This is a genomic window from Microcoleus sp. LAD1_D5 (assembly GCF_036702115.1).
In the GTDB taxonomy this organism is placed as follows: Bacteria; Cyanobacteriota; Cyanobacteriia; order Cyanobacteriales; family Microcoleaceae; genus Microcoleus.
Genome location: NZ_JAUBSA010000083.1, coordinates 1 through 23,677 on the forward strand (window position 1 = coordinate 1; position 23,677 = coordinate 23,677).

Genomic DNA, 23,677 nt, shown 5'->3' on the forward strand with positions numbered 1-23,677 from the left:
TCTTACACGTTGTCAACGCCGAACGCGAGTCAAAGTCTTTTGAGGTAAGGGTTTTAGGCTTATTCAGCAAGCCCTAGGTAGGTTCGCCCAGGGCCCGGTCGCGTCCCAAAATCTCGAAGAGTTCGGGAGACCAGGTAATTTTACCCGTAATCACGTCCCATTCCCAGTTACCGATGTGGGCAACCTGCTGGGCTTCTGACAAGCGGGTTTGACTCTTTTGCAGGGCTGTTTCTGTCTGCTGGCGGTCGGTAATGTCTTTTTCGTTCACGAGCAACATCGGGTTGCCTGTTACCGGGTCTTTGGTACAGCGCACGTCCATCCCGTGCCAGCGAATTCCCGCCAGAGTCATCACTTGAGCCTCCGTGCTAAATACCTCACCGGACTTAAGAACTGCCATTGCTCGCTCTGCTACCTGAGAGTCAACAAAGTGACTCACAAAAGCATTATCGGTCGCAGAGCCAGGATGCAGCGCATCCCCGTAACAGCGCAAGGCAGCCGGGTTTTGCAGCAGCGGCACACCTTCGAGAGTGTACAGTGAAACCATCAGCGTAGTGTGTCGGATTGCCTCGATCGATCGCAGGGTTTCCGGTTCGATTTGATGAGCGGTTTCGACCTTACCCTCCACCAGGATTGCCAAACGCCCGCTCTCAATCCTGATGCCAGAGCACCGACAGCAGACAGAAACGGGCTCACCGCCCGGATAAAACGTCCACTGTTCGGACAAGGTTTGACCTTGCTCCAACTGCTGCACATAGGTCTGCAAGCGAATCCGAGTAGACTCTGACAACATATCCCTAAAGTTGCGGCTCGCGAGTTGCTGCGGCGTGGAAGCATCCCACAGGTACAAAGATGCTTGGTTTGCCCACCGGATTTGCCAATCCTCAATATCAAATATCCAGATCGGGTTTTGTAACAAGTCAAAGGCTTTGAGGTGGACAATATCGCCGGTCAGGGAACAGGCAAACTCTGGTGGTAGACAATTTTGATGATTGACTCTTGGCGCGCTTTCTGTATTGGGATCAGTTTGATTCGGTGCTGTTTCGAGTTCCGGCGGTTGGTTTAGCTCCTGCACCGGGGGGTGAGATTCCAGATGCCGCATCCTCAACCCGATGTGCACTGCAACCTGTTGCAGGATCTGAATGTCGAGAGGTTCCCACTGACGCGGACTTCGGCATTGATGAGCAATCAACAGTCCCCAAAGCTTCGGAGATTGCTGCTGTTTGCCATCTAGCAAGATTGGCACAACTAAATTTGCCTGAACTTGGATGCGATCGAGCAATTCGACATCACAAGCTTGAAGATCACTAGCGTGAATATCAGAAATGGCACTCGTTTGTCCCTGGCTGTAACGTTCTACCCAGGTGGCTTCAAAGCAAGAATCATAAATCTGTTTTCCTAGGATTCGCGGCCACTGGGCATCAACCGATTCGGCAAATACTACACCATTTCCTTTTGCTAGGAAGCGATAAATAATCACGCGATCGGTTTGCAGCAGTACCCTGGTTTCTTCTACCGCACATTGCAAAATTGTCTCCCGATCCACGAACTCGTTGAGTTGAAGTGCAATTTCTGAAATTTTTTCTAGGATTTTCTCTAACGACCAAGAGAAAGTCTGTTTTGTAGACATCTCCGTGTTCCTTTTTTCGTGAAGCTATTTTATCCTATTCTAACCGGCGACCAATAAATATAATAATTTCTTTTAAGTCTTAGTAACTGGTTGTTTTGTTGAGTAACGAAACCAACACTTTATGTTGGAATCAAGACTTTTTTGAAATCTACAATTCCTTTTTATGTTAGTTAGCCAAAAATTTATGTTTTTCCCTCTCTATTTTGCTTATTCTACGGCGCTTTTTTATAAAAAATTATCGAAGTTATCCTGCACCAACTCGAACAATTTGTGATTTATTTAGCGAACTTATAGGGGAATATAAAAAAACTAACCATGTAGAATTGTTATAATTTAAGAATTATGTTGTGAAGTTTAGTAAACTTTATAAAACTAAGTTTTCCCCGAAACCTGGGTTTTTTACCAAAATACTTCGTTGCCTCCCTTGACAATAGTTAAAAAAAACGGTTTCTTGGGTGTGAATTTTTGGGAAAATTGGGATAAAATTTATTATTGTTAGTCCTGGACGGCTCAAGCGGGTTTTTTAACCCCCTTACTTCGCTCCAACCCTCAATAAGAGGAAAAAAACCCGGTTGATGAGAGTTAGGGTGCGTCGATGACTGATTGTAAAGTTGAAATTTTGCCCGAAACGAGAAAAAAACGCGGCAAAACCTCGTAGCAACCGCAGGCAGAATCCATGCTCTTGCTGGAATCAAGACCGCACCTAAAAACTCCAGAGTTAATGATCGTAAACAGGATTGTCTTTAGGACTAATTAAATTCAGCAATTTTTGCTTGATTTGAGCATCGAATACTTCCCATTTGTGCCTTGCATAATCGCTGTTTTCATTCCCGCCGGAAAGAAAGCCCACGGGAATTTCAAAACCTCCAGCTTGACTTCTGCCACCGCCAAAAAAGCGTCCTTGAGCATCTTGGCCGAAGGCTTCTTTAATAAATTCGTCGGGGTCTAGAGTAAGTTTATTAGTTCGTAGCGAGCCAATTACTACTTCAATTTCTTCGTCTTTGTCGTGAACAATTGCGTAGACAACTGCTGTGTGTACGTTCTCTTCTGTTACTAAAAAGTCCGCCGCTTGGGGAATAGAATCCCGATCGTCATAGCGGAGGTAGCCGATGCCGGCGATCGAAAAATTGTTCTGGACGGTGCGGTGTTTGAGCGATCGCTCGATCGCGTCCATCACCCACTTAGAACGAGACGACTGCAACACCGCATTCAGCAACTGCGGGTCGTAAAATCGGCTCAAATAAGCCGCAGCTAAAAAGTCCTCCTCCTGAGCTTGTCTGAGGGCGTTCGTATCCGATCGCAAACCGTGCATCAAAGCTGTAGCGCACTTGATGTGCAGACTGACGCTGCCGTCAAGAGTTAGGAGTCCAGCCTGTAAATACTCGGCAAAAATCGTGGCTGTAGCGCGGATTTGAGGGCGCAAATCGATAAATTCTGCGTTCATTTCCCCCTGCAAATTGTGATGGTCGATGACGGCAGCGATCGGAACTCCAGCCGCTAAAATAAACTCGGTTAAGCTACAAGTCGTCCCTTGGTTGTCGATGAAAGCGCAGCCCTGAAATACCGACAAATCCTTAGTTTTTACTGTTTCCAGCGTCCACCGCTGCAACGGCAACCCTGTCAATTTAACTAAGGCAATATTTTCTTGGTGGCTGAGGGCGCCGGCGTAGATCATCTCGCATTGGATATCGTACTGTTCGGCGATTAATTTGTAAGTCCAAGCGCTTGAAAGTGCATCGGGATCTGGAAAATCTTGGAGCAATAGTAACTGGCGAGTGCCTTTGTGGCGATCGAACATTTGGCGCAACTGCTCGACTTTGCGATCGTGCAATTCCTCCCGGAGACGGCCGCGATTCTCTTCGGAAGCAACTTCGGCTTTACTGCGGCGTTTGGCAGGCGCACTCACTGCGGGTACAACCTCGCTGCTGGAATCAAGCTCAGCTTCGCGGTTGCCAGATGTTTCATCGGAATTGGTAGGGGAATGGTCTTTCATCGTTAAAGATTAACAATTTAACTCTTTCAGGATTTGCACGGCATTCGCTCTTAAACCCGGTTTCTTTGTAGATGCCTTGTTGTCAAAGCCCATACTTCTTACGAGAAACCTGATTTAAGAGCGTAAATTCTCTATTTAACTGTTTAACTTTTTAACTCATGCAGAGAGTGTGCGTTCCCAGGAACGAAGCAATCTCAGGACTTAGAACTTCCGCAAAAAACCCCCGCGCTTGCGCTGACAGGGGTTTTAAAGGCCTATTACATATTTTTGCCATTCTTTGTGCATACCGCTCTTAACGTGTTTAGTCACTTCAAAATAAAGACCGCTGTGAGGTTTCCGAGGCGGATAGCGCAGTGGCATTCCCGCTTCTTTTGGCGTGCGGCTGCCTTTATTCACATTGCAGCGCACGCAGGCGGTGACGAGGTTTTCCCAAGTGTCGCCTCCTCCGCGCGATCGGGGAATCACATGATCGAGGGTTAAATCGTCCCCCGTATAACTACAGTATTGACAAGAGTGTGCGTCCCGGTGCAAGATGTTCCGGCGGGTAAGCGGAATATCCTTATAGGGAACTCGGACATAATGCCGCAGTCGGATCACAGTTGGTAGCGGGAAGTTTGGCGCAATAAATTTCCCGTTGTGTTCTACCTGTTCTGCTTTTCCTTTCAGCAACAAAACTACCGCCCTTCGCCAATTGGTGATGTTAAGGGGTTCGTAGGAGGCGTTCAGCACCAGAACATTGCCCATTGTTGATTATTAAAGAGAATATTTTTTTCGATGTTAACACAGGTTCCAGTTTAGGTGGGACGGCATCAAGAACAGCGAGGCTCAGCAAAAAACGGTGCAAAACCACTCCTTTACCCTATACCTTCGCGCCTGCGCCCCCTCTGGCTTCACGTATTTTCTGCCGTCGGTGTTTGTCAGCGAGCTTTTTTCCCTGAGTTTAGGCCTATGTGAGGCCAGTGGGTGCGATCGCAAAAATTTGCAGAATAAATTTTATTTTTTTCTCTAAATGCCTAATCTTCCCGGCAACAAACAGTTTAACTTTTTAGACTATTAGTAACCTTAAATGAACAAGCTTATTACTGCTCATGAAATTTCGGCTCTTCAAGTCTGCTTTTAGCGCGTCCATTATTGCCCTTGTTGCTCCGATTTTAGCAAACAGTCCCGCCTTTGCCCAAGCGCCTTCATTCTTCTGCGGCGCTGCTGGCGGCCGCCCAGCTACAATCGCTGTCCAACAAGGCAAAAATATTCCCGTTATTTTGTGGGTAGCTGATAACTATTTCAATGAATCAGGAGAAGACGCGATTACTCGGTGCACCCGAGTCTCAGGAATTCTCAACAACTCGCAACCGCAAGGAAGCTGGGAGAATGTTGTCACAGCAGGTGCATCGACCACTGGTCAACTAATTATTTGTGCAGCTAATCCTCAAGACGGTTCCTGTAGATTATTATATCAAGTACCCAAAGGCCAAAATCCAGAACAAGCCCGACAAGAACTCTTAAAAAGAGTTACAAATCCTAATGTAAGTGTTTCGCCTGTTAAAGTAAATTGATAGTAATAACTCATTAGCTACGGGTAGGACATGGCAATGCCGTGTCCTACTTGCTAAAGTCATGTATGCACCCTACTTGCAGATGGTTGAAACTCTTGTAAAATACTTCGGTTGAGTGGTGAAAAAATTGCAGCTTTGCTTCAGCAATTCTTCTAACCCTTCAACCTGCCTCAGCCAGACAGTGCCGTTGCTTCCAGCTACAGCAATTTGCTTTCCGTCTCGACTCCAACTGACACTAACAACATTCTCCTCAAACTCAAATTGAGCCACCTGCCGCCCCGCTAAATTCCACAGCCGTACAGTCTTGTCAATTCCCACTGTAGCAAGCCGTTCTCCGTCGGGACTAAAACTAATTGATTTCGCATCAAAATGCAAGGTTTGAAATTCCTTAACTAATTCTTTTTCTGACAGATTCCACAGCCCAACTTTGCCATTCAATGTTACTGTAGCAAAGTGAGACTGGTGTGGAGCGGGAGTGAAACTGAGCCCAATTACCTGAAGGGGAAGTGTTTTTTTCAGTTTTCCAGACAAATTCCAAATTCGCACTGTAGAGTTGCCATCTAAAGTCGTTATAAAATCGCCGTTTGGGCTAAAATTTACGCTTCTCACTAAGCCGTTGTGACCCGGGAGTTTCACGCGAGACGATATTGATTTTGGCAGTTTTGACAATTTCCAAATTGCAGCATTGCTGTCTATTCCTGCGGCCGCCAACAACTTTCCTTCGGGACTAAAACTGATGCTAGTAACTGAGCCTTGAATCCCTTTGAAGTTAGAAATATTTTTTCCTGATAAATTCCATATTTTAACTGTGCTGTCCCTTCCTGCGGTCGCTAAAAAATTACCGTTTGGGCTAAAGCTTACCATATTAACTGACTGCTGCAAAGCTTTCCATTCAGCAATTTTTCGCCCAGAAAAGTTCCAAAGCTGAACTCTATCATCTATTCCTGCGGTTGCTAATATGTTCCTGGTGGGGCTAAAACTGATGCTGGTAACTGCACCTGTATGAGCTTGCCAATTTATCTTAGTTTGGGGAAGTGATGATGTTTTTATCTGCTGTTTTTCGCTAATTTTATCAAGAATTATTTGTAAGGCTAACAGCGGTCTAGTTGCCGGATATTTTTCTAGGTTATCTTGGTTTTCAACTAAGGCTTTTAATCTTTTTCCGGAGGCGATAGCCCTCAGTAAAGCTTCTGATAAAGCTTCGGTGTTTTCGTTTTTTTGAGATACTGCTAAAAGTAAAGCATCGCTGCCAGTTTGTTCGATTTCGATACTTGCTTGTGCTAGTTTAAACCGCTCGTAAGCGAGAGTTGAAAAGCCGATCGCCCCCACTAACGATGCTGCCAGTACCACTGAACCGATGCCGATCCACTGTTTGGCTTTTTGTTTGGCAGAGTCAGCTTCACTCCAAGCTTTTTCTGCATCACGCACAGCTTTTTTGGTTTCTAGTGTAGCTGACTGCAGCAGTTGATTTTGGTCGCTCAAAATAACTTTTTGGCTGGCAGTCAAAAACTGAAAATCTTCGTTTCTCAAGCTTTTATCGGCCGCCCAAACTAATGCTGACTGCAAATCATTACCTCGCAACAGTTGGGAATCATCTTCAGAGTTAGAATTTAGCCAGAGTTTGATAGCTTCCGAGTAAGGCGAGAGTTTTTCTAATTTTTGTTCGATTAACTCTTTGTTAAATACAGCTTCATAAATAGGGTTAGAAATTGTTAATTTTTCCCGGCGTTTAACGATTAATCCGCTCAATCGTAATTCCATTTGTTCGGCACTGCCATCGGGGACAATTTCAGCTTGTTCTAAAATTTGCTGATACAATCCGAGTCTCCTGACAATGCGCTGGTTTTCTTTGAAAAGCCGATCGCGAATTGTGGACAAATGTTCGGGTACATCTTGAGTTTCCCAATTCTCCACGATTTTCAAGCGGACTACTTTCTCCACCCACTCTTTGGAATTTTGGACTAATTTGGCATTTTCAAAGAGAAGTTTGCACAGCTTTTGAGTCAAAAAAGGCTGCCCGCCAGTCCAATACAAAACCTCTCTCACAACTTCATGAGGGCTGTCTGTAAGCTCTGCCAACCCCGCTGCTAGCGGTTGAGCTTCTGTTTCGTCAAAACCAGTTAATTCGATCGCCTTGCCAATATTAAAAGGGGTGTTGCTGCTGGCATTTTGCTCGCGGCACAAATCCGTCGGCGATGCTACGCCTAAGAGGGCCCAAGTTAGGCGATCGAACTCTGAATTGTTGGCGCGCTTGTTGTAGCACGATCGAATTAAGGCTAAAAAATCATCGGCGGGAAAATCTAGGGCGAGAATGCTGTCGATTTCGTCAATAAAAATGACAATATTGCTGGAAATGTTGGCTAAGAGTATGGTTTCGATGAATTCGCTCAATCTTTGAACCGGACTTAAAAAATTGCGATCGCGCCACCAAGTCCGCACGTTGACAATATCCGACAGGTTAAAGTTATTTTCCAGAATGCGTAGCAAACCAGCATACCACTGTTCGGGAGTGACGCCGCGGTTGCCAATTTCCGAAATGTCGATCGCAGCACAAGCAATTCCTTCATTTCTCAGCCGCTGAATTGTCCGCACCTGCAAGCTAGATTTGCCCATTTGCCGGGAATTCAAAACATAACAAAATTCCCCGGCTTTCAATCCGTTATAGAAATCCTCGTCTGCTTGTCGCTTCACATAATTGGGAGCGTTATTTGTGAGACTGCCGCCGACTTGATAGTAACTGGGCTTTGTAGTAAAATTCATATAAGTTATTCGGCGGTTGAAACCGCTACTACACAAACAAAGTCCGCCTTCGCGGACTGAAGAAGTGAGGCGGTATTAAAGCATAATTCTGTATGATAAATTCTAACACAATACAGTATGAAAACTGATTGGACGGGATATAACGACGACAAAGACCAGTTAAGAGCTGAAATTTGGTCTTTGCTGAAGCATCAAGCCGCATCTATTGGCGATCCGTTTGGCCATATTCCCCACTTTGTCGGTGCACAGGTGGCTGCGAAAAGATTGGCAACTTTACCAATATGGCAACAAGCAAACACGATTAAGTGCAATCCAGATTCGGCGCAAATTCCGGTGCGGATGCAAGCTTTGCAAGATGGAAAACGCCTGTATATGGCAGTACCGCGATTGACAGACGATCGCTGTTTTGTTGAGTTGACTGCTGGGGATTTGCAGAGACAAAATATATCAATTGCCGAAAGTGCGATCGCCCGCAAAGCACTCGCTTGCGGAAAATTAGTAAGTTTTGCAGAAATGGAGCCGATTGATTTAGTAATAGTCGGCTGCGTAGCAGCAGGGCCGGGCGGTGGAAGAACCGGGAAAGGTGCAGGATTTGCGGATTTAGAATTGGCTATGTTGCAAGAATTCCAGTTAGTACAAATGGATACGCCAATTGTGACAACAGTGCATCCTTTGCAAATAGTCGAAGATTTGCGTTTACCAATGCAAGCTCACGATTGGGCCCTGAATTGGATTGTTACTGCCCAGGAGGTAATTGAGACTAATACAAGTTATCCGCGTCCAATTGGGTTAAACTGGGATTGTCTACGGCCGGAACAGTTAGCACAAATTCCAATTTTGCCAAAGTTGAGAGAGCAATTAACCAATAAAAAATAGCTTTCAATCCAAATCAAGGCAAAAGAGCATCTACAGCGATCGCCCCAATTTCTCTCTCTTCAATAATAATCGGTACAACAGCCGATCGCCCAAAATCTAACCTTTGACTGTAATCTGGCTGTTCGACTTCAACAAGAGGTTGAGAGTATACCTCAACCAACCCTTCCACAAGATTCACAATCCAATAAATCGCAATTCCAGCGCGGGCATAAATCCGTTTTTTGACAGTGCGATCGCGCTGAAGCGTCGTATCTGATACTTCAATAATCAGGGCAATATCTTCCGCACCCGGATGCCGATCGAGATACTGTCGCGTATCTCCTCGGACAACCACTATATCAGGTTCAGGTTCGCTATTGGATAGCGTGATGGGTTCTTGAGAATCGACATACCAACCAGGGGGTAAAATATTCTCTAAAGCTGTTCTGACAAGACGAGTTGTGACTCGATGCGGTGGATTTTTGGGCATTTTGAAAACCAGCCAACCTTCCAGCAATTCTACAGAGTCATCATCCGTGAGAATGCCAGCTTGAATTATCGCATGATACTGCTCGATGCTCAAGCGCAAAATCAGATCGTTCGGAATTGCTGCAACAGTTTCGACGGGCGGCATAACTGTAGGGGGGAGTTGATTATTGTCTTATTTTACCGTTTCTTTAACGAACCGCGAAGGCGCGAAGGACGTAAAGTAAGAAAGAAAAAGAGGAAGAAGGTAATTTCATAATATATCTACTTTGTGGTGAACACGCGCCATGCAATGAAAGCTGTAAAAGCTAGATAACCAAATACGGCTATCCAATCTAGCCAATTATCGGAAGTTATCAAAAAAATATCGTTCATGGCTATCATTCACCTGATTATTACTTACCGCAGTTACTGACCAAATTTTACCCGATCGCGCTCAAGTGGGATCGAAAATATTGTCGATACAGTTCGCACCTCGGCACGCACTCGTTCCCCTGCAACTTCACCAACCCCAAACTGTCTAATTTAAAAGCCTGCATTGCCTTTAATTGCACCGGAGAGTCCGCCGCCACAATCTCTCTCATCCCCTGCGCTAACTCAGGATATTCTTCCAAATTCCACAACTGCCGCCGCAAATGGTCGCTGTAAATTCCCGCATCTGCGATCGCAGTTTCTTTTAATTCATTCAGTGTCAAATCCGATCGCGAAATGTGATATAATGCAACTCGCACTAAATACGGATGACCGCCGACAATTGCCATCAAGTTTTCAACTTCTGCATCCGACCAATTCAAGTTGTGGCGCGCTGCTAAATCTTGTATTTGCTGAGAGTTGAATTCGGGCAAATCTACGGGCAGTCCGACGTTGAAAGGCGATTGATTGATGTTCATCGGGATGTAAACTTCGGTGGAGTGAACTACAATTAATCGCAGTTTTTTCCAGATGTCGCGCCGCTTCGATTCTTCGTGCCACGCCCGCAGCAGTCCTAAAAAGTCTTCGGCAATGTCGGGATATTGGAAAACGCGATCGATCTCGTCTAATCCTAAAATTAAAGGACTGTCGATTTGTGGTAAAATGTATTTTTCAAAGTAATCTTTGCAGTTGACTTTGCTGCCAAAAATCTCGTCCCAATAATCATCTAATTGATTGGGTAAGTGCAACTCGCGGCCCACGTAAGCGCAAAACCATTTTAAGAATTTATCTAAGTTGGCAAATACGCCTTTATCTACTAACTGAAAAGTTAGCGGCACTGTGCAATAACCTTGACGGGTTCCGTGATGCAAAATTCTTGCCATCAATGAAGTTTTGCCCATTTGTCTCGGCGCTTTGATTCTAATTAACGCGCTGGGCTGCACAATAGTTTGATAACAGCGTTCTTCGATGGGCGGGCGTTCTACATAAAATTGAGAAGCAACATCTACTTGTCCTCCCGGTAATTCCGGTTCAGCGGCGGGTAGAGGTATTTCGTCGCTGCTAATTTCTAATAGCTGTTTTTGTGTTAAATTTTCCGTTTCTTCGGTAACTGGTGCGGGTTCTTCTGCTAGTAAATTCAGAACTTCTTCGATAATAATTGGAGTGTCGGCGGTGGTTTTCCATTCCCTCTGTTTGATGCGGTACAGATAGCCACGCAAGTCGTGATTTAGAGGCGCGTTCAGGGGAAAACCGACGCGGATGGGGAGAATTATTGGTTTTCTGTCAGGGCGGGAGTCTTGCAGTTCTTTTGCTTGCTGAACTTGGTATGTTAGTAGTTCGCTTTGGTTTCCCGTTGGCGGCAACAGTAGTAGCAAATAATCGCATTCTTGGAGGAAGAAATTAATGCGATCGAACCAATTATCTCCCAATCTAATGCTATTTTCTGTGGTAAAGACTGTATGCCCGATCGCGCTTAAGGCTATTTCCAACTGTTTTCCCAACTCGCGATCCGGTTCGGCGCTGCGATAACTGACAAATACTTTAACAATTCTGCTGCTGGCTGTATCTTCCGCTGCCGGCGAATTGTCCAGCTCGTCTAAATTTGTCGGTTCCTCAAGTTTAGCCGATCGGTGGTCGCTAGCAGCCAGAGTCATTTCAAAAGCCGCGAACAACTGTCGAATTTTACTCAAATCCGCACCTTCTCTACCCTGCTTAATTTTGCTGACTGTATCCGCACCAACGCCAGACTCAGCCTCGATTTCAGTCAGAGTACCTCTAATGTTATGTCGGTCAGACCATTCTTGGAGCGCCTCGTTAAGTTTCTTTAAGCCAGAGGCAGTGAGAATGCGACCGCGATCGCGTGTTGACTTGAGCACTTCGCTTGCAGTGAAAGGGGAACGAATCTAGAAAGTTTAACGCCTTAAGTACCCATTTTAGGCGATTTTAAGGAAGATAATCAGCCAGCCGGAATTTAAGGAATTTTACTTGGGGAGGTTTTTTTGGCGATCGACTCCTGAAACTCTGTCCTGATAACGGCTTCAACAGTTGAATATATTTTAGGATAAAAAGTTTTTCTTAAGTCCCCAATCTCCGCCGCTAATCACCACTTAACTTTTTAGAGTAGATACACCAAGCAAAAAAGGAGCAGCCAAATGAGCAAAATCTTACACAGACTGGCAATGGCCGCTTTGGGAACCGCCGCCATTTTCACAATTAATACACTTAATAATTTAACAGAAGCATCCGCCGCTGGTAAATTTGACCAACCAGAAATTTATCAAAACACAGTTTTTCCACTTGGCGTACCGGGTCAGTTCCATAAATAGGGCAATTCATTGATTGATTGATTTAATTGAATTAAGGAGAAATTATGAAGTCTACACTGTGTTCGCCACAACCTATAGCTACCAAATGTGACTCCGTTGACGCTGAGGCTATCGATGCCTGCACTGCACTTGCGTGGGTGGAATTGGTAGCATTAGATGCCAGCGCTCTCACGGGGGATGATTGGCTGGCTTTGTGCGATGATATAGATAGCGGAGAAATCTACCGCTGCTGGTTTTTGTGGTGCGATCGCGAAGTTAGCGGTAATTGGGAAGCTTACGATCCTTTGAGCGATCGCCGATTTGTTGCTAAAGGAAAAGTGTTTCTCAAAGCCGCGATTGACTCGCTAGAAGATGCTAGAAATCGAGAAGTCGCCTAACTTGAATTCATCTCAAGTGACTAAAATTTTGGCCGACAAAACAATAATTCTCCCAAGAGAATCTGCCCGTGTACAAAGTTTTGTCTGCCTGCGCGAGACTGGAAGAAAAAGGGGTAATAGAACCGGATTTGAGAGCAGTCCCGGAAACGGAATACTCTCAAAGCAAATAAAAAAATTACGGCTGCGGGCAAGAGTTGACTGTATGATGCTAGGTGCTTCGTCTCGAAAGCGGTTGCAAACGTTTTTCCAGCCGCTTTCTCGTTGCAGCCGTTAAACTCTTTCTTTTTAAACATGACTCTAAAACTGCAATGGCTGTTGCCGGCCGCCCTTAGTCTTTTCTCGATCGCCCTGCCCGCAAAAGCTGATACACTAACATCTTGGCACTTCGAGGCGAGCAAAAATCAGCTCAATTTAACAACAGATTCAGGAGTTCAGCCGGAAGTTAAACTAATTGCTAATCCCACGCGCTTAATAATTGATTTACCGGGAATAGTCTTGGAATATCCCGAAACTCCTCAAAGCTACAACTCAGCTATTCAACAAATTAGAGTCGGGCAATTTGACACCGGAACTACCAGGTTAGTGATACAATTAACTCCCGGTTATAAGTTAGATCCGCAAAAAGTCCGAGTCATTAGAGAATCTTCCACTCGCTGGTCGTTTCAGTTGCCTAATCCCGAGCAAATAGCGGGGAACGAGTCTTTGATCCCAACAGCTATTACCCGCATAGAACAAGCAGCAGGTCAAGTTACGCCCACTGTTTCGCCGGGAAATCAGAGAAACTATTCCGCTGATTTGGGGATGTCAACAGGCTTGGAAATGACAGCCATCAAGCCTCAAATCGAAAGTGCGATCGCACAGTATAGATCCCTCAGCGCCGGAATGTTTTTTCTGGATTTAGATACAGGAAACTATTTGGATATCAAGGGCGATCGAGTATTTCCGGCCGCCAGTACCATCAAATTACCTATTCTGATTGCTTTTTATCAAGATGTAGACGCAGGCAAAGTTAGCCTAGACGAAACATTAGTTATGAAGTCCGACTTAGTTGCCAGCGGTTCTGGAACTATGCAAGACAGACCAAATGGCACTCGGTTTAGCATCAGAGAAACCGTAGATAAAATGATTACCATCAGCGATAATACAGCCACCAACATGATTATTGAACGTTTGGGGGGAATTACTAAACTCAACGAGCGTTTTCGCAGTTGGGGATTAACTGATACGAGAATTCGCAATTGGCTCGGCGATTTTCAAGGAACAAATACCACAAGTTCTGTTGATATGGTAAAGCTGCTGGCGATGCTGTCTCGCGATAAATTAGTTTCTGAATCGAGCCGGGAACAAGCTTTAGAATTACTGCGGCACACAACAACTAGAACGCTTTTGCCTTCCGGTTTGGGCCCAGGAGCCGTGATTGCTGACAAAACCGGAGATATCGGCTTTGTAGTTGGCGATGCGGGAATTATTGATATGCCCAACGGTAAGCGTTATTTAGCGGCGATATTTGTCAAGCGTCCTTACAATGACCCGATTGTGAGAGATTTTGTGCGTCGGATTTCGCGGATTGTTTACAATTATTTAGACCAACCTGCGGCGAGAGTACCGGAGAAGTTACGTTGATCAGACAATTCGGCGATTGAAATCGCTACTAAACAAACAAAGTCCGCCTTCGCGGACTTGAAGAGAAGATTTTTAATTACTAATGACTATTCTTTGCGCTCGATTGCTACAGTCAAATGAGCCGCAACTGCCCCCACTGTAGCAAGTACAGCAGCAATTGGAAAGACTACTGAGCCGGCAACGCCGCCTACCAATCCAGCCATCAGCGGAATGTCTGCCAAAGTCCGCCCTTGCGAGTTTTTGATGACGAGGCGGCGGAGTTTTCCTTGCTGAATTAGTTCTTTGACTTTAGCAATTAAACTATCGGCGCTAATCTTAAATTCTTCCACTCTGACTTTTTCCTCTGTTACAAATTCTGAGGCGAATACATGAGTTTCAACTGTTGCGTTGGCTGAATTCCCGGCCGCTGCTGTTTCGTCTTGCAGAATCGTTACTTGTTCTTCTGTGCGATTTACTTGTGAGTTCATTTTTTGTAAGGGCGGGCGAAAACCAGCCGTTTAATTTCTATACTCCGATCTTCGGCGATCGCACTTAGGAATGACAGGCAAGGAAACCCTACAATCTGCATTCGTACTTTCCACCCCCGCCTTTTTACTCACAACATTATTTTTGTGGCGTTAGATCAGAGCGGGTTTACCTCTTCCTAAAGGTAGAGATAATATTGTTTAAACAACCCGTCTCTAGATACAAGTAAGGTGCGTACTGCCAGCTATGCCAAGGTGGCTGCTGTCTGTTGAATCTTTAAATTGGACACCAAGCGAAGTAAAGTCAGGGAAAATAATTAAAATTAAAACTTTATATTTCTACAATGACTTCAAAAGTGATTGCTATCTAGGCACAATCAAGCTATGGCTTGCAATGCCAGTTCTCAAAAGCATCCCAGAGATAGCGATCGCACTGGCGAAGGACAATAAAATCAGAAACGCAAGCCGAGTACATCAACGAACATCTGAATCAAGATATTAAGCTTGCAGATCTAGCTCAATTGCTGGGCATGAGTCAATTTCATTTCAGCCATCTGTTGAAGCAGTTGATAGGCACATCTCCCTAACAATATTCGATCGCGCAACGGGTAAAACGGGAGAAGCAGTTGTTGAAATAAAAAGAGCGATCGATTAAGGAAGCGTGATCGCGGCTATTTGACATAAATAGTTTGAGCAGTAGAGAGAATTTCTTGACGGCGAATCCACTTGGAACTGCGATCGATCGCCCGTTTACTGATTAGATCGACTGCTCTACTTAGCAGTGCTTCGAGTTCTTCCTGCATTTGGGCGCGATCGAGTAGACCCCAGTTGGCTGTGGGGGCAAAAGCAACTAGGATATCGATGTCGCTGTCTGCATGAAAGTCGTCGCGAAGGATCGAACCAAAGAGGGAGAGTTCGATGATTTGCCACTGTTGGCAGAATTTGGTGATTTGGTCAATTGGTAGGGCGATCGCGGTTTTGATTCAGCCTCCTTGGTCTAGGAGCAACTAGATTTCGACAAGATTGTATAATAGCAGGTAACAATGAGACTTCTATTTTGCATTTTTACATAAATTTCTCATTAATAACTCCATAGATTGAGAACCACAAACTGATTATTGAGTTCATATTCGGCTGTTTCTAAATTATCAATTGCCTTCACTATCGCCTGATAACTCATATTCTTAGAAGCTTCAGAATCTTGATAAACTGCCAAAATTCCTGAATGTTCTGGGTTCGCTTGATGCAATTGCTGAAAGTCATCACAATTGCGTGTAAGCAGCACTCTCTCATTTTCTCTGGCAGCGTTTAGCACGACTGAATCTGGATGATTCATTAAATCCAATGTATTGACTGTAGCTACATCGTGACCGGCTGCCTGAAGAAGATTGACTAAATACTTTGCTTGAGAATCTTCGTCAAGCAGCATTCGTAGACTCAACTTGGACTCCTTTTACTTCCAATCGATAGCGTTCCTCGTCTGCTTCTAATTTTAAAAGTTCTTGATGATTTTCACAGTAATCAATCACCTCATAGATAGCAGACAGAGGTAAATCCCAATTTTCGGCAGCTTCTTCGGGTGACATCCCATTAGCAGTCATGTCTCGCCAAATAGTCGATGCCAGTAATTTACGTCCCTTAATGTAAAGTTGTTTGCGCCAAGCATGAGGACGTGCAATTAAATATTGCCAATTCTCGATTTCTGGTGTACTTTGCAGGGATTGAACGATCGCACTTAGCAGGGCAAGGCGATCGCTGACTGATAGTTGGCTGGCTTTTTCTTTAAGCTCTTGCAAGGACATAAAAAAATACTCCAACAAAGGTTGGTATCTTAATTATAGTACAATGCGATCGAAATGGCAAATTGCCACAACATTGAAACTAGAGTTTATGCCCACACATATGACACAGCAGATCAACTTTGTGCAAGGAGAAATTTTTAATCAAGAAGAAGGAGCTTCTGTTGAATTTAAGGAGATTAACTCACCGGATCCAGTTAATAGGATTAAGAAGATTGTAGACCATGCTGAAAAGTATGTAGTTGGATTCCTGAATGCCCAAATAGAGGGATATCTCTATTTGGGCATAGATGACTCCGGGATCATTCAGGGGGTCACTCTCGATCGAAATGACAGAGACGAGATTAGTAGAAGTATTCCTGATAAATTAAGAAGGACTGATCCGGCTATTCCTCATCACTATTATGATGTGAATGTTCATAATATTTCCAATTCGGAGGGGGCGCGTATAGAAAACTTGTATGTTGTGCAAATACACGTTATCAAGACAGAAGATAAATATCCTTATAGAACATCAGGGGGAAGTATGTACCTGAAGAAAGGGACAACCTGTATGAAACTGAACAGTCAAGAAATTGCCAAAGAAATGGAGAGACGCACACAGGTACATTTGCGAAAAAAAGCTGACGAACTTGATAGAAAACTAGAAAAGGAACCTAATAATCCTGACCTTTTAAGCAAAAGAGCTGAAGTTGCAACAGATATGGGTGATGTTGCTAATATGGATCGATTTTACCGGAAATTGCTTGAACTAGATCCTAAAAGCCCAAAAATGAGGAGAGAATATGCCACGGCTTATCAGAGTATAGGTGATATAGAAGGCGCGTTATCTATCCTCAATGAGGCACTTAAATCCAATATCAACGACTTTTCTATTTTAAACAACAAAGGATTAATGCTTCAGGAGCTAGACAGATGGGATGAAGCTCTTTTATTTTATCAAAATTTGCTTAAAATGAAGCCGGATGATTATACTATAATTACTCAAATTGGCGTTATCTTAAGGCATAAATGCCAATATAGTGAATCTATTAAATTTCTTAATTATGCACTCTCAAAAAACCCCAATTATAGACTGGCAAAATATGAAAAGAAAAAAACCTATCAGGCTTTTAAAAGAGGTAATACGAATTAATAATATCTATAAACTATCATAAGACTTTTAATAAGATTGAGAAATTTATAAAATCGTGGTATAATTACCTTAGTACCTACTTAATGGGTATTTATTTCCGTGAGCGATACTGCGACGGAGGACTCTCAACTTAGCTTTACGCTCCTGGTACTGAACAGTGTCAGTGTGCGCTGCGTATGCAAAAAGCGTGAATGCTCAGAGAGTAGGTACTTCATTTTAAGAGTCGGAGCGGATAGTTATGAAAAATAAGACTTATGTTCCTCCATTTTTATACGAGAGTTGCGAAGAACTTTCCCAAAAGTTCAAAGAGCTTAAATCACCTTATGATGTTGCTCAACTATTGAGAGTTCCCTATGAATATCTTATATACTATATTTACCGAACTCCTCACGATTCTCGGTACACAAAATTTCAGGTTCCCAAGAAATCTAGAGGTTATAGAACTATTCATTCCCCTAATGGTTCGTTAGGGATAGTTCAAAGAAAGCTGAGCCAAGTTTTATATGCTGTCTATCGACCAAGACCTTCTGTTCACGGATTTGCGACTTCGCGTAGCATTATTACTAACGCTAAAGCTCACGTCGGAAAAAAGTTCATTCTCAACCTGGATATTAAGGATTTCTTTGGCTCTATTAACTTTGGTCGAGTTAGGGGATTGTTCATGGGAAAACCCTATGAACTAGACGAGAAAGTCGCGACAATCTTAGCTCAGATATGCTGTTTCGATAATCGCCTGCCACAAGGAGCACCAACTTCACCAATAGTCTCAAATCTTATTTGTGCAAAAATGGATAGCGAATTACAAAGATTTTCCCGAGAGCATGGGTTATTTCATACACGATATGCAGATGACATTACTTTATCTAGCAACAGGAATGAACTACCAGTCTCATTAGTTTCCTCTTATGAAAAAGGTTCTTCTAAGGTTGTTTTAGGAGATGAATTGCGAGGCATCATAGAGAGAAATGGGTTTAGAATTAACGATGCAAAAGTGAGGCTATCTTACAACAAAACACAAAGGCAGGAAGTTACAGGTCTAATTGTCAATCAAACTATTAATGTAAGTCGTAAATACGTCCGTAATATTGACGGTGCTCTTCATGCCTGGGAAAAGTATGGACTACAGGCAGCTACAGAAACTTATGAATCAAAATATGCGAAGAAAGTGACTTTGCCCGAAAAGGAGCTAGCGCGTTTCGTAGACTCTGTACGTGGGAAAATCGAGTTTGTAGGTAGTGTTAGAGGCAAAGATGACTACCTCTATCAGAAGCTTCTGAGTAAGTTCAACGAGATTAAAAAAAAAGAAGCTGATAATCAAAAAGTTACAGAGACTGAAGATCCACGATAACTTCTCAAATACGGCCCAACAATTGAAATTGCGTGCGGTGTATCTGCCCTTAACGCTGGATGACAAGTATCCTCATGCCGATCACGAGCTACACAAATCCATCTGCAATTGCTATGCTGTAACAGAATAAATTTTGTTTAGGGATTCTCTAAATAATCTGGTTTGTGCCGGATCTAAATAATCTGGTTTGTGCCGGAGTGGGAAGGTCAGCGCTAAACTAAGTTAGGTAAATGACTTTCTATACAGATGACTATTTTTACTCTGCGATCGATCAAAAAAGACTTCGGCATCAAGGAACTCTTGACAGATGCCAGTTTCAGCCTGGATGAAGGCGATAAAGTCGGACTCATCGGCACCAACGGTTCCGGCAAATCCACCCTCCTGAAAATGATTGCCGGTATGGAGTCGATCGACTCTGGCGATCGCTGGGTCAATCCAGGGTCTACAATTGTCTATCTCCCCCAACAGCCGGATTTAGACGAAAATCACACTGTCTTAGAGCAAGTATTTGCCGACAGTGGCGAACAAATGGCTTTAGTGCGCGAATACGAGGAAATTTCCGATCAATTGTCCCACGGCAAAGGCGATACAGACAAGTTGATGGCGCGTCTGTCTGCGGTGTCTGAACGCATTGATGAGGTGGATGCGTGGGATTTGGAAACCAAGGCGAAATTGATTTTGACCAAGTTGGGGATTGAGGATTTTGATGCGAAAATTGCCGACTTGTCCGGCGGCTACCGCAAGCGAATTGCCTTAGCAACGGCTTTGTTGTCCGAGCCCGATGTGTTGCTGATGGATGAACCGACAAACCACTTGGATGCGCTGTCTGTGGAGTGGTTGCAGAACTATTTGAACGGCTATCGCGGTGCTTTGCTGCTGATTACGCACGATCGCTATTTTCTCGATCGCGTTACCAATCGCATCCTGGAGATCGATCGCGGCGATCTTTACAATTATGCTGGCAATTACGCTTATTACTTGGAGAAAAAAGCCTTAGCTGAAGAATCCGCAGCCAGCAGTGTTCGCAAACACGCGGGTGTATTGCGGCGCGAATTGGAATGGCTCAAACGCGGGCCGAAAGCGCGGAGTACCAAGCAAAAAGCGAGGATCGATCGCATTAAAGATATGCGAGCCCAGGAGTTCAAAACAGCCAACGGCAAAGTCGAAATTGCGACAGCGGGCCGCCGGATTGGTAAGAAGGTGATTGAGTTACTGAATATCAGTAAGGCCTATGGCGATCGCACTTTAATTAAAGATTTTACCTACAATTTCACTCCCGAAGACCGGATAGGAATTATTGGCTGCAACGGTGCGGGAAAATCGACACTGATGGATATCATCACCGGACGCATTCAGCCGGATTCGGGTACTGTCGAAATTGGCACAACCATTCATATCGGTTATTTTGACCAGCATTCAGAGGATTTGACGCCCAATGAAGACCAGCGAGTTATTGAATACTTGAAAAGTGTGGCGGAGTTGGTGCAAACGGCGGATGGGGAAATCATTACCGCTTCTCAAATGTTGGAAAAGTTTCTGTTTCCACCGAACCAACAGTATGCACCGATTAACAAACTTTCTGGCGGGGAAAAGCGTCGGTTATTTCTGTTGAAAGTGCTGATGAGTGCGCCGAACGTGCTGATTTTGGACGAACCGACAAACGACCTAGACGTGCAGACCTTGGCTGTTTTGGAGGATTATCTCGAAGATTTTAACGGCTGCGTGATTGTGGTGTCCCACGATCGCTATTTTCTCGATCGCACGATCGACATGGTTTTCGCCTTGGAACCGGGCGGCAATTTGCGCTTGTATCCCGGCAATTATTCGGTGTATTTAGACTACAAGAAAGCCGAAGAAGCCAAGGAACTCAAAGGGCAAAAAGAAAAAGAAAAACTAACACGCACCGCTGAATCTAACAATTCAAAATCCAAGAGTTCCACTCAAAGCTCCACCAAAGTTTCATTTAATGAGAAGCGGGAATACGAACAATTAGAAAGTCAAATTCCGAAGATGGAAGCTGAGAAACAAGAGATTGAGAAGAAGTTGTCTAACAATGCTCCGAGCGGGTTTGCGGAGGTAAAGAAGTTATCGGATCGTTTAGCTCAGTTGACGCAGCAGATCGATCAGGCGACTGAGCGCTGGTTGGAGTTAGCCGAACGGGTTGGTTAATTTGTGGTGAGTGCGATACCAACCTTCCCACTCACCGGACACAGACTTTCAAGATTGCTGCGGGTACTGCTAAACCGACCATTTTTTGGCTAGAGCCTTAGACCACTTGGTAAAAGTCGGCAGATGGGTATGGCAAAAGTTTTCTATGTCAATTTCCCCCTCGTAACTCAAGCTCACAAACGGTGGAAACATTAACAGTGCGCCCTTTAGCTTGGCGGCATCGGGTGTACCCGGTTTGCTGACTTCAATGTAGATATTGTGCAAAAGCTGAAGTAATTGATCGGGATACTGACTGCTAGTTTGTAGTTTCCCCACTTGCTCTACAAGTTCTGCAACCACGATTTCCGCCTCTGGTTCAGTAATTTCTACCTGGGTTGCTCGTGTCGCTAGAAGCTGCCAGTATTCTTCCTCAAAGGGACGCATCTGCTTACGTAGCTCTTGAATCCCCAGCTCAATGCGAGTTTTTTCCTCGAAAGAGGCTAAAATTTTAGCCTTTTCTCTACCTGCTATGTCCTTGCGGAGGAGTTCCAGATTCTCTTCAACTGCACGAAAACGATCGTTTGACATTTGATTAGACTCCATATTTACCTTAATATACTGACTAGATGCTGATTCAGTTGGTGGAACTGAATTGATTATAGGTCGTGTTTTTGTCTCAGCGCGCACTTCAGACTGAGGTGCATCTGCTGGTTTTGCTTCAACCTGAATTGTTTTGACTGCGGGCTTAATTCCAAAGATATCTAGCCAATCCTCAGTAGAAAGCGCATTCTCCATTGCTTCTACTGCTAGCTCATCAACGGTGGTTTCAACCAGTAAACGTTTTTCAATAAGTTTTGTCTTAATCCGCTCTTCAACTGTACTCTTCATCCAAAAGCTGTAAACGGTTACACTATATTTCTGACCAATTCGATGAGTTCGATCCTCCGCCTGCTGCATTGTCGCTGGATTCCACCAGTGATCGAAATGAATCACATAAGTCGCTTCAGTCAGAGTTATGCCATAACCAGCAGTCTTTATTGTTGCTAAAAATACTGTAACATCTGGATTATTACGAAAATCACTTACTGCTTGATCTCTCTGTTGGTTGGAAACTTCACCTGTATAAACAACATATTTAATTTTTCTGTGATTCAATAATTTTGCAATTTTATCTGTTCCTTCTTTAGTGTACTGTGAGAAAATTAAAACTTTCTTTTTGTTGGCAGCAATCGTCTCCACATATTCCAGCAATAATGCTGTTTTTGGACTCTCCGATTTCTCTTTTGCAAAATTGCATATCAGTTTCAATTCAGTCAGCAATGCAAGAATATGTTGAATTTTAATAGTTTGCTTTACACCTAGAGATGTCTCAATTTTTTGCCGACCTGCCTGTAATGCTCGGTCATATTCGGCTTTCTGATGTTTATCCAGATCCAGCCAATGTTCCTGACGTACCTTATCTGGAATATCTGGCAAAACTTCCTGCTTCAATCGACGCAGCATATAGGGAGTGATAGCTTCTTTCACAGCTTCAGGAGAATCCTTAACCCCACCTCTGAATGTGCCTGGACGGATAAAAGCAAATAGTGACTTCACATCATCCAGGCTATTTTCTATCGGTGTACCTGTCAGGGCCCAACGATATTCAGACTGTAAACAACGAACAGCTTGCGAAATCTTAGTGTCTCTATTTTTGATTTTCTGTGCCTCATCCAAGATGATGCAATCAAACTTGTTATAATCAGTTAAAACTTGATTGCGTACATCTGTACGCAACGTGTCATAAGTTGTAATGTACACATGAAATTGCCGTTCCCATGCAAGTTTTCGTTGCTCTTGGTTGCCACCACGAATAACTGCAACTTCCAGTTCTGAAGCCCAATGATAAAAGTGTCCGTTCCATCCTTCGGAATTACCTGTTTTAATACTTAAGTCAATGCTACCGATAACCGCAGGTGGACACAGGATTAATGCCGAGCTAATCTTTCCTTGACGAAACAGCAAGCGCAGAGCATTCAGTGCCTGAACCGTTTTACCAGTGCCCATTTCGTCTGCCAACAAAGCTGATGGCCGATCTACAAGCCAACTAATTCCCTGTTGCTGATATCCGCGCAGTTCATGATAAAAATCTAACTTCTTCGGAAACTCTAGCGATAGCGGAGGTAATAAAATAGGAAGCAAAAGATCCCATTCGCTTGGCGAATTGGTTGGGATTTGGTCTTTATTTTGTTGCTTTTTATCTTGATCAAAAAAATGCCCAAAAATTTCAGGAACATTCAATGAAAAAAACAAATTTTCGGATACCTGAGAGGCAAACAAATTAACTTTTTCGTACTTGAAGGTTCTAGTGGGAGTAAATGGCTCGACATAGTTCTCCGAACAAATAACTCCTTCAATGAACCAGTCAGTGCAATCGAATACTCCTGGCTGCGGAATGTCGATCTCAGGAATACTCAAGTTTTCAGGAATAAGCAGGGATGCCTGAATTTGGTGAATTTCTGGTATCTTGAGCAGGAGATTATCCGATGGTTTACTCCTTGCCATGACTAAGCAAAGATTATCAGAAGTCAATATGAATGGAAACTGAAAACTCTGCGGATAAACAACAGCGGTTTCTATCCTCCAGACAGAGATAAAGTAGATATCTGGATATCTAACACCTGATGTAGTACGAGTAAGCTGCTTTGCAATTACTAGACCTCTTGCAAAATAATTTTATGATATAATGGAAAGTTTTGCTTGACTGGATTGAATCCCAACTATTAACTTAT

The 23,677-nt window shown here is 43.9% G+C and carries 20 protein-coding genes; 9 read left to right on the top strand and 11 right to left on the bottom strand.

Annotation, left to right across the window (positions count from 1 at the left end):
- Window positions 1-73 precede the first annotated feature (73 nt).
- The 3 genes from QUA70_RS24345 to QUA70_RS24355 all read right to left on the bottom strand — a co-directional run bounded on the left by QUA70_RS24345 (window position 74) and on the right by QUA70_RS24355 (window position 4,364).
- Complete coding sequence (locus tag QUA70_RS24345) at window positions 74-1,627, bottom strand: GAF domain-containing protein (protein ID WP_333350466.1); 1,554 nt, start codon at window positions 1,625-1,627, stop codon at window positions 74-76.
- A 718-nt stretch (window positions 1,628-2,345) separates the two neighbouring features.
- Complete coding sequence (locus tag QUA70_RS24350) at window positions 2,346-3,620, bottom strand: bifunctional oligoribonuclease/PAP phosphatase NrnA (RefSeq protein ID WP_333324389.1); 1,275 nt, start codon at window positions 3,618-3,620, stop codon at window positions 2,346-2,348.
- Window positions 3,621-3,866: 246 nt separating this feature from the next.
- Window positions 3,867-4,364 carry an HNH endonuclease gene (locus QUA70_RS24355; protein ID WP_333132866.1) on the bottom strand — a complete coding sequence of 166 codons (498 nt, stop codon included), beginning with the start codon at window positions 4,362-4,364 and terminating at the stop codon, window positions 3,867-3,869.
- A 344-nt stretch (window positions 4,365-4,708) separates the two neighbouring features.
- Here QUA70_RS24355 and QUA70_RS24360 point away from each other — a divergent pair, with 344 nt between their 5' ends.
- The gene (locus QUA70_RS24360) at window positions 4,709-5,173 is read left to right on the top strand and encodes a COP23 domain-containing protein (protein ID WP_333324387.1); all 465 of its coding nucleotides are present in this window, start codon (window positions 4,709-4,711) and stop codon (window positions 5,171-5,173) included.
- A 72-nt stretch (window positions 5,174-5,245) separates the two neighbouring features.
- Here QUA70_RS24360 and QUA70_RS24365 read toward each other — a convergent pair whose 3' ends face one another.
- Entirely contained in the window at window positions 5,246-7,933 is a 2,688-nt protein-coding gene (locus QUA70_RS24365) for an AAA-like domain-containing protein (protein WP_333324385.1), read from the bottom strand.
- Window positions 7,934-8,050: 117 nt separating this feature from the next.
- On the opposite strand from QUA70_RS24365, the gene QUA70_RS24370 reads away from it, so the two are divergent.
- Entirely contained in the window at window positions 8,051-8,809 is a 759-nt protein-coding gene (locus QUA70_RS24370) for a 5-formyltetrahydrofolate cyclo-ligase (RefSeq protein ID WP_333350464.1), read from the top strand.
- A gap of 13 nt (window positions 8,810-8,822) precedes the next feature.
- On the opposite strand, the gene QUA70_RS24375 is transcribed toward QUA70_RS24370, so the two are convergent.
- Together QUA70_RS24375 and QUA70_RS24380 are read right to left on the bottom strand one after the other, a co-directional pair.
- Complete coding sequence (locus QUA70_RS24375) at window positions 8,823-9,422, bottom strand: Uma2 family endonuclease (protein ID WP_333350462.1); 600 nt, start codon at window positions 9,420-9,422, stop codon at window positions 8,823-8,825.
- A gap of 274 nt (window positions 9,423-9,696) precedes the next feature.
- Complete coding sequence (locus tag QUA70_RS24380) at window positions 9,697-11,562, bottom strand: AAA-like domain-containing protein (protein ID WP_333324381.1); 1,866 nt, start codon at window positions 11,560-11,562, stop codon at window positions 9,697-9,699.
- A 276-nt stretch (window positions 11,563-11,838) separates the two neighbouring features.
- On the opposite strand from QUA70_RS24380, the gene QUA70_RS24385 reads away from it, so the two are divergent.
- The 3 genes from QUA70_RS24385 to QUA70_RS24395 all read left to right on the top strand — a co-directional run bounded on the left by QUA70_RS24385 (window position 11,839) and on the right by QUA70_RS24395 (window position 14,012).
- A complete protein-coding gene (locus QUA70_RS24385; protein WP_006633667.1) occupies window positions 11,839-12,012 on the top strand; it encodes a hypothetical protein in 174 nt (57 codons plus the stop codon).
- A gap of 44 nt (window positions 12,013-12,056) precedes the next feature.
- Entirely contained in the window at window positions 12,057-12,389 is a 333-nt protein-coding gene (locus tag QUA70_RS24390; RefSeq protein WP_333324379.1) for a hypothetical protein, read from the top strand.
- Between the two features lie 291 nt (window positions 12,390-12,680).
- On the top strand, window positions 12,681-14,012 hold the full coding sequence (locus QUA70_RS24395; RefSeq protein ID WP_333324377.1) for a serine hydrolase: 1,332 nt from the start codon (window positions 12,681-12,683) through the stop codon (window positions 14,010-14,012).
- Window positions 14,013-14,098: 86 nt separating this feature from the next.
- On the opposite strand, the gene QUA70_RS24400 is transcribed toward QUA70_RS24395, so the two are convergent.
- Complete coding sequence (locus QUA70_RS24400; protein WP_333324376.1) at window positions 14,099-14,479, bottom strand: DUF4342 domain-containing protein; 381 nt, start codon at window positions 14,477-14,479, stop codon at window positions 14,099-14,101.
- 482 nt (window positions 14,480-14,961) lie between these two features.
- On the opposite strand from QUA70_RS24400, the gene QUA70_RS24405 reads away from it, so the two are divergent.
- Complete coding sequence (locus tag QUA70_RS24405; protein WP_333093935.1) at window positions 14,962-15,063, top strand: AraC family transcriptional regulator; 102 nt, start codon at window positions 14,962-14,964, stop codon at window positions 15,061-15,063.
- 84 nt (window positions 15,064-15,147) lie between these two features.
- Here QUA70_RS24405 and QUA70_RS24410 read toward each other — a convergent pair whose 3' ends face one another.
- The 3 genes from QUA70_RS24410 to QUA70_RS24420 form a co-directional block, all read right to left on the bottom strand.
- On the bottom strand, window positions 15,148-15,459 hold the full coding sequence (locus QUA70_RS24410; protein ID WP_333410706.1) for a nucleotidyltransferase family protein: 312 nt from the start codon (window positions 15,457-15,459) through the stop codon (window positions 15,148-15,150).
- A 98-nt stretch (window positions 15,460-15,557) separates the two neighbouring features.
- Window positions 15,558-15,905, bottom strand: coding sequence for a DUF5615 family PIN-like protein (locus tag QUA70_RS24415; RefSeq protein WP_333324374.1), 348 nt, complete (start codon window positions 15,903-15,905; stop codon window positions 15,558-15,560).
- Window positions 15,895-16,278, bottom strand: coding sequence for a hypothetical protein (locus tag QUA70_RS24420; RefSeq protein ID WP_333324372.1), 384 nt, complete (start codon window positions 16,276-16,278; stop codon window positions 15,895-15,897). The genes QUA70_RS24415 and QUA70_RS24420 overlap by 11 nt, the downstream gene beginning before the upstream one ends.
- Window positions 16,279-16,351: 73 nt before the next feature.
- Here QUA70_RS24420 and QUA70_RS24425 point away from each other — a divergent pair, with 73 nt between their 5' ends.
- The 3 genes from QUA70_RS24425 (at window position 16,352) to QUA70_RS24435 (ending at window position 20,927) form a co-directional block, all read left to right on the top strand.
- Window positions 16,352-17,410, top strand: coding sequence for an RNA-binding domain-containing protein (locus tag QUA70_RS24425; protein ID WP_333410704.1), 1,059 nt, complete (start codon window positions 16,352-16,354; stop codon window positions 17,408-17,410).
- 238 nt (window positions 17,411-17,648) lie between these two features.
- Window positions 17,649-18,758, top strand: a complete 1,110-nt coding sequence (locus QUA70_RS24430) for a reverse transcriptase domain-containing protein (protein ID WP_333324368.1) — start codon at window positions 17,649-17,651, stop codon at window positions 18,756-18,758.
- A 246-nt stretch (window positions 18,759-19,004) separates the two neighbouring features.
- Window positions 19,005-20,927 (top strand): ABC-F family ATP-binding cassette domain-containing protein, encoded by a 1,923-nt coding sequence (locus QUA70_RS24435; protein ID WP_333350458.1) that lies wholly within the window; start codon window positions 19,005-19,007, stop codon window positions 20,925-20,927.
- 69 nt (window positions 20,928-20,996) lie between these two features.
- On the opposite strand, the gene QUA70_RS24440 is transcribed toward QUA70_RS24435, so the two are convergent.
- Window positions 20,997-23,450: a DEAD/DEAH box helicase gene (locus QUA70_RS24440; protein WP_333350456.1), complete on the bottom strand. Its 2,454-nt coding sequence runs from the start codon at window positions 23,448-23,450 to the stop codon at window positions 20,997-20,999.
- Between the last annotated feature and the right edge of the window lie 227 nt (window positions 23,451-23,677).

What these genes read in the sequence shown, in the direction of transcription:
- QUA70_RS24375 (WP_333350462.1), bottom strand. Translation starts at nt 9,422, where the DNA reads ATGCCGCCCGTCGAAACTGTTGCAGCAATTCCGAACGATCTGATTTTG.
- QUA70_RS24430 (WP_333324368.1), top strand. Translation starts at nt 17,649, where the DNA reads ATGAAAAATAAGACTTATGTTCCTCCATTTTTATACGAGAGTTGCGAA.
- QUA70_RS24390 (WP_333324379.1), top strand. Translation starts at nt 12,057, where the DNA reads ATGAAGTCTACACTGTGTTCGCCACAACCTATAGCTACCAAATGTGAC.
- QUA70_RS24440 (WP_333350456.1), bottom strand. Translation starts at nt 23,450, where the DNA reads ATGGCAAGGAGTAAACCATCGGATAATCTCCTGCTCAAGATACCAGAA.
- QUA70_RS24355 (WP_333132866.1), bottom strand. Translation starts at nt 4,364, where the DNA reads ATGGGCAATGTTCTGGTGCTGAACGCCTCCTACGAACCCCTTAACATC.
- QUA70_RS24345 (WP_333350466.1), bottom strand. Translation starts at nt 1,627, where the DNA reads ATGTCTACAAAACAGACTTTCTCTTGGTCGTTAGAGAAAATCCTAGAA.
- QUA70_RS24435 (WP_333350458.1), top strand. Translation starts at nt 19,005, where the DNA reads ATGACTATTTTTACTCTGCGATCGATCAAAAAAGACTTCGGCATCAAG.
- QUA70_RS24350 (WP_333324389.1), bottom strand. Translation starts at nt 3,620, where the DNA reads ATGAAAGACCATTCCCCTACCAATTCCGATGAAACATCTGGCAACCGC.
- QUA70_RS24420 (WP_333324372.1), bottom strand. Translation starts at nt 16,278, where the DNA reads ATGTCCTTGCAAGAGCTTAAAGAAAAAGCCAGCCAACTATCAGTCAGC.
- QUA70_RS24395 (WP_333324377.1), top strand. Translation starts at nt 12,681, where the DNA reads ATGACTCTAAAACTGCAATGGCTGTTGCCGGCCGCCCTTAGTCTTTTC.
- QUA70_RS24360 (WP_333324387.1), top strand. Translation starts at nt 4,709, where the DNA reads ATGAAATTTCGGCTCTTCAAGTCTGCTTTTAGCGCGTCCATTATTGCC.
- QUA70_RS24400 (WP_333324376.1), bottom strand. Translation starts at nt 14,479, where the DNA reads ATGAACTCACAAGTAAATCGCACAGAAGAACAAGTAACGATTCTGCAA.
- QUA70_RS24415 (WP_333324374.1), bottom strand. Translation starts at nt 15,905, where the DNA reads ATGCTGCTTGACGAAGATTCTCAAGCAAAGTATTTAGTCAATCTTCTT.
- QUA70_RS24365 (WP_333324385.1), bottom strand. Translation starts at nt 7,933, where the DNA reads ATGAATTTTACTACAAAGCCCAGTTACTATCAAGTCGGCGGCAGTCTC.
- QUA70_RS24370 (WP_333350464.1), top strand. Translation starts at nt 8,051, where the DNA reads ATGAAAACTGATTGGACGGGATATAACGACGACAAAGACCAGTTAAGA.
- QUA70_RS24385 (WP_006633667.1), top strand. Translation starts at nt 11,839, where the DNA reads ATGAGCAAAATCTTACACAGACTGGCAATGGCCGCTTTGGGAACCGCC.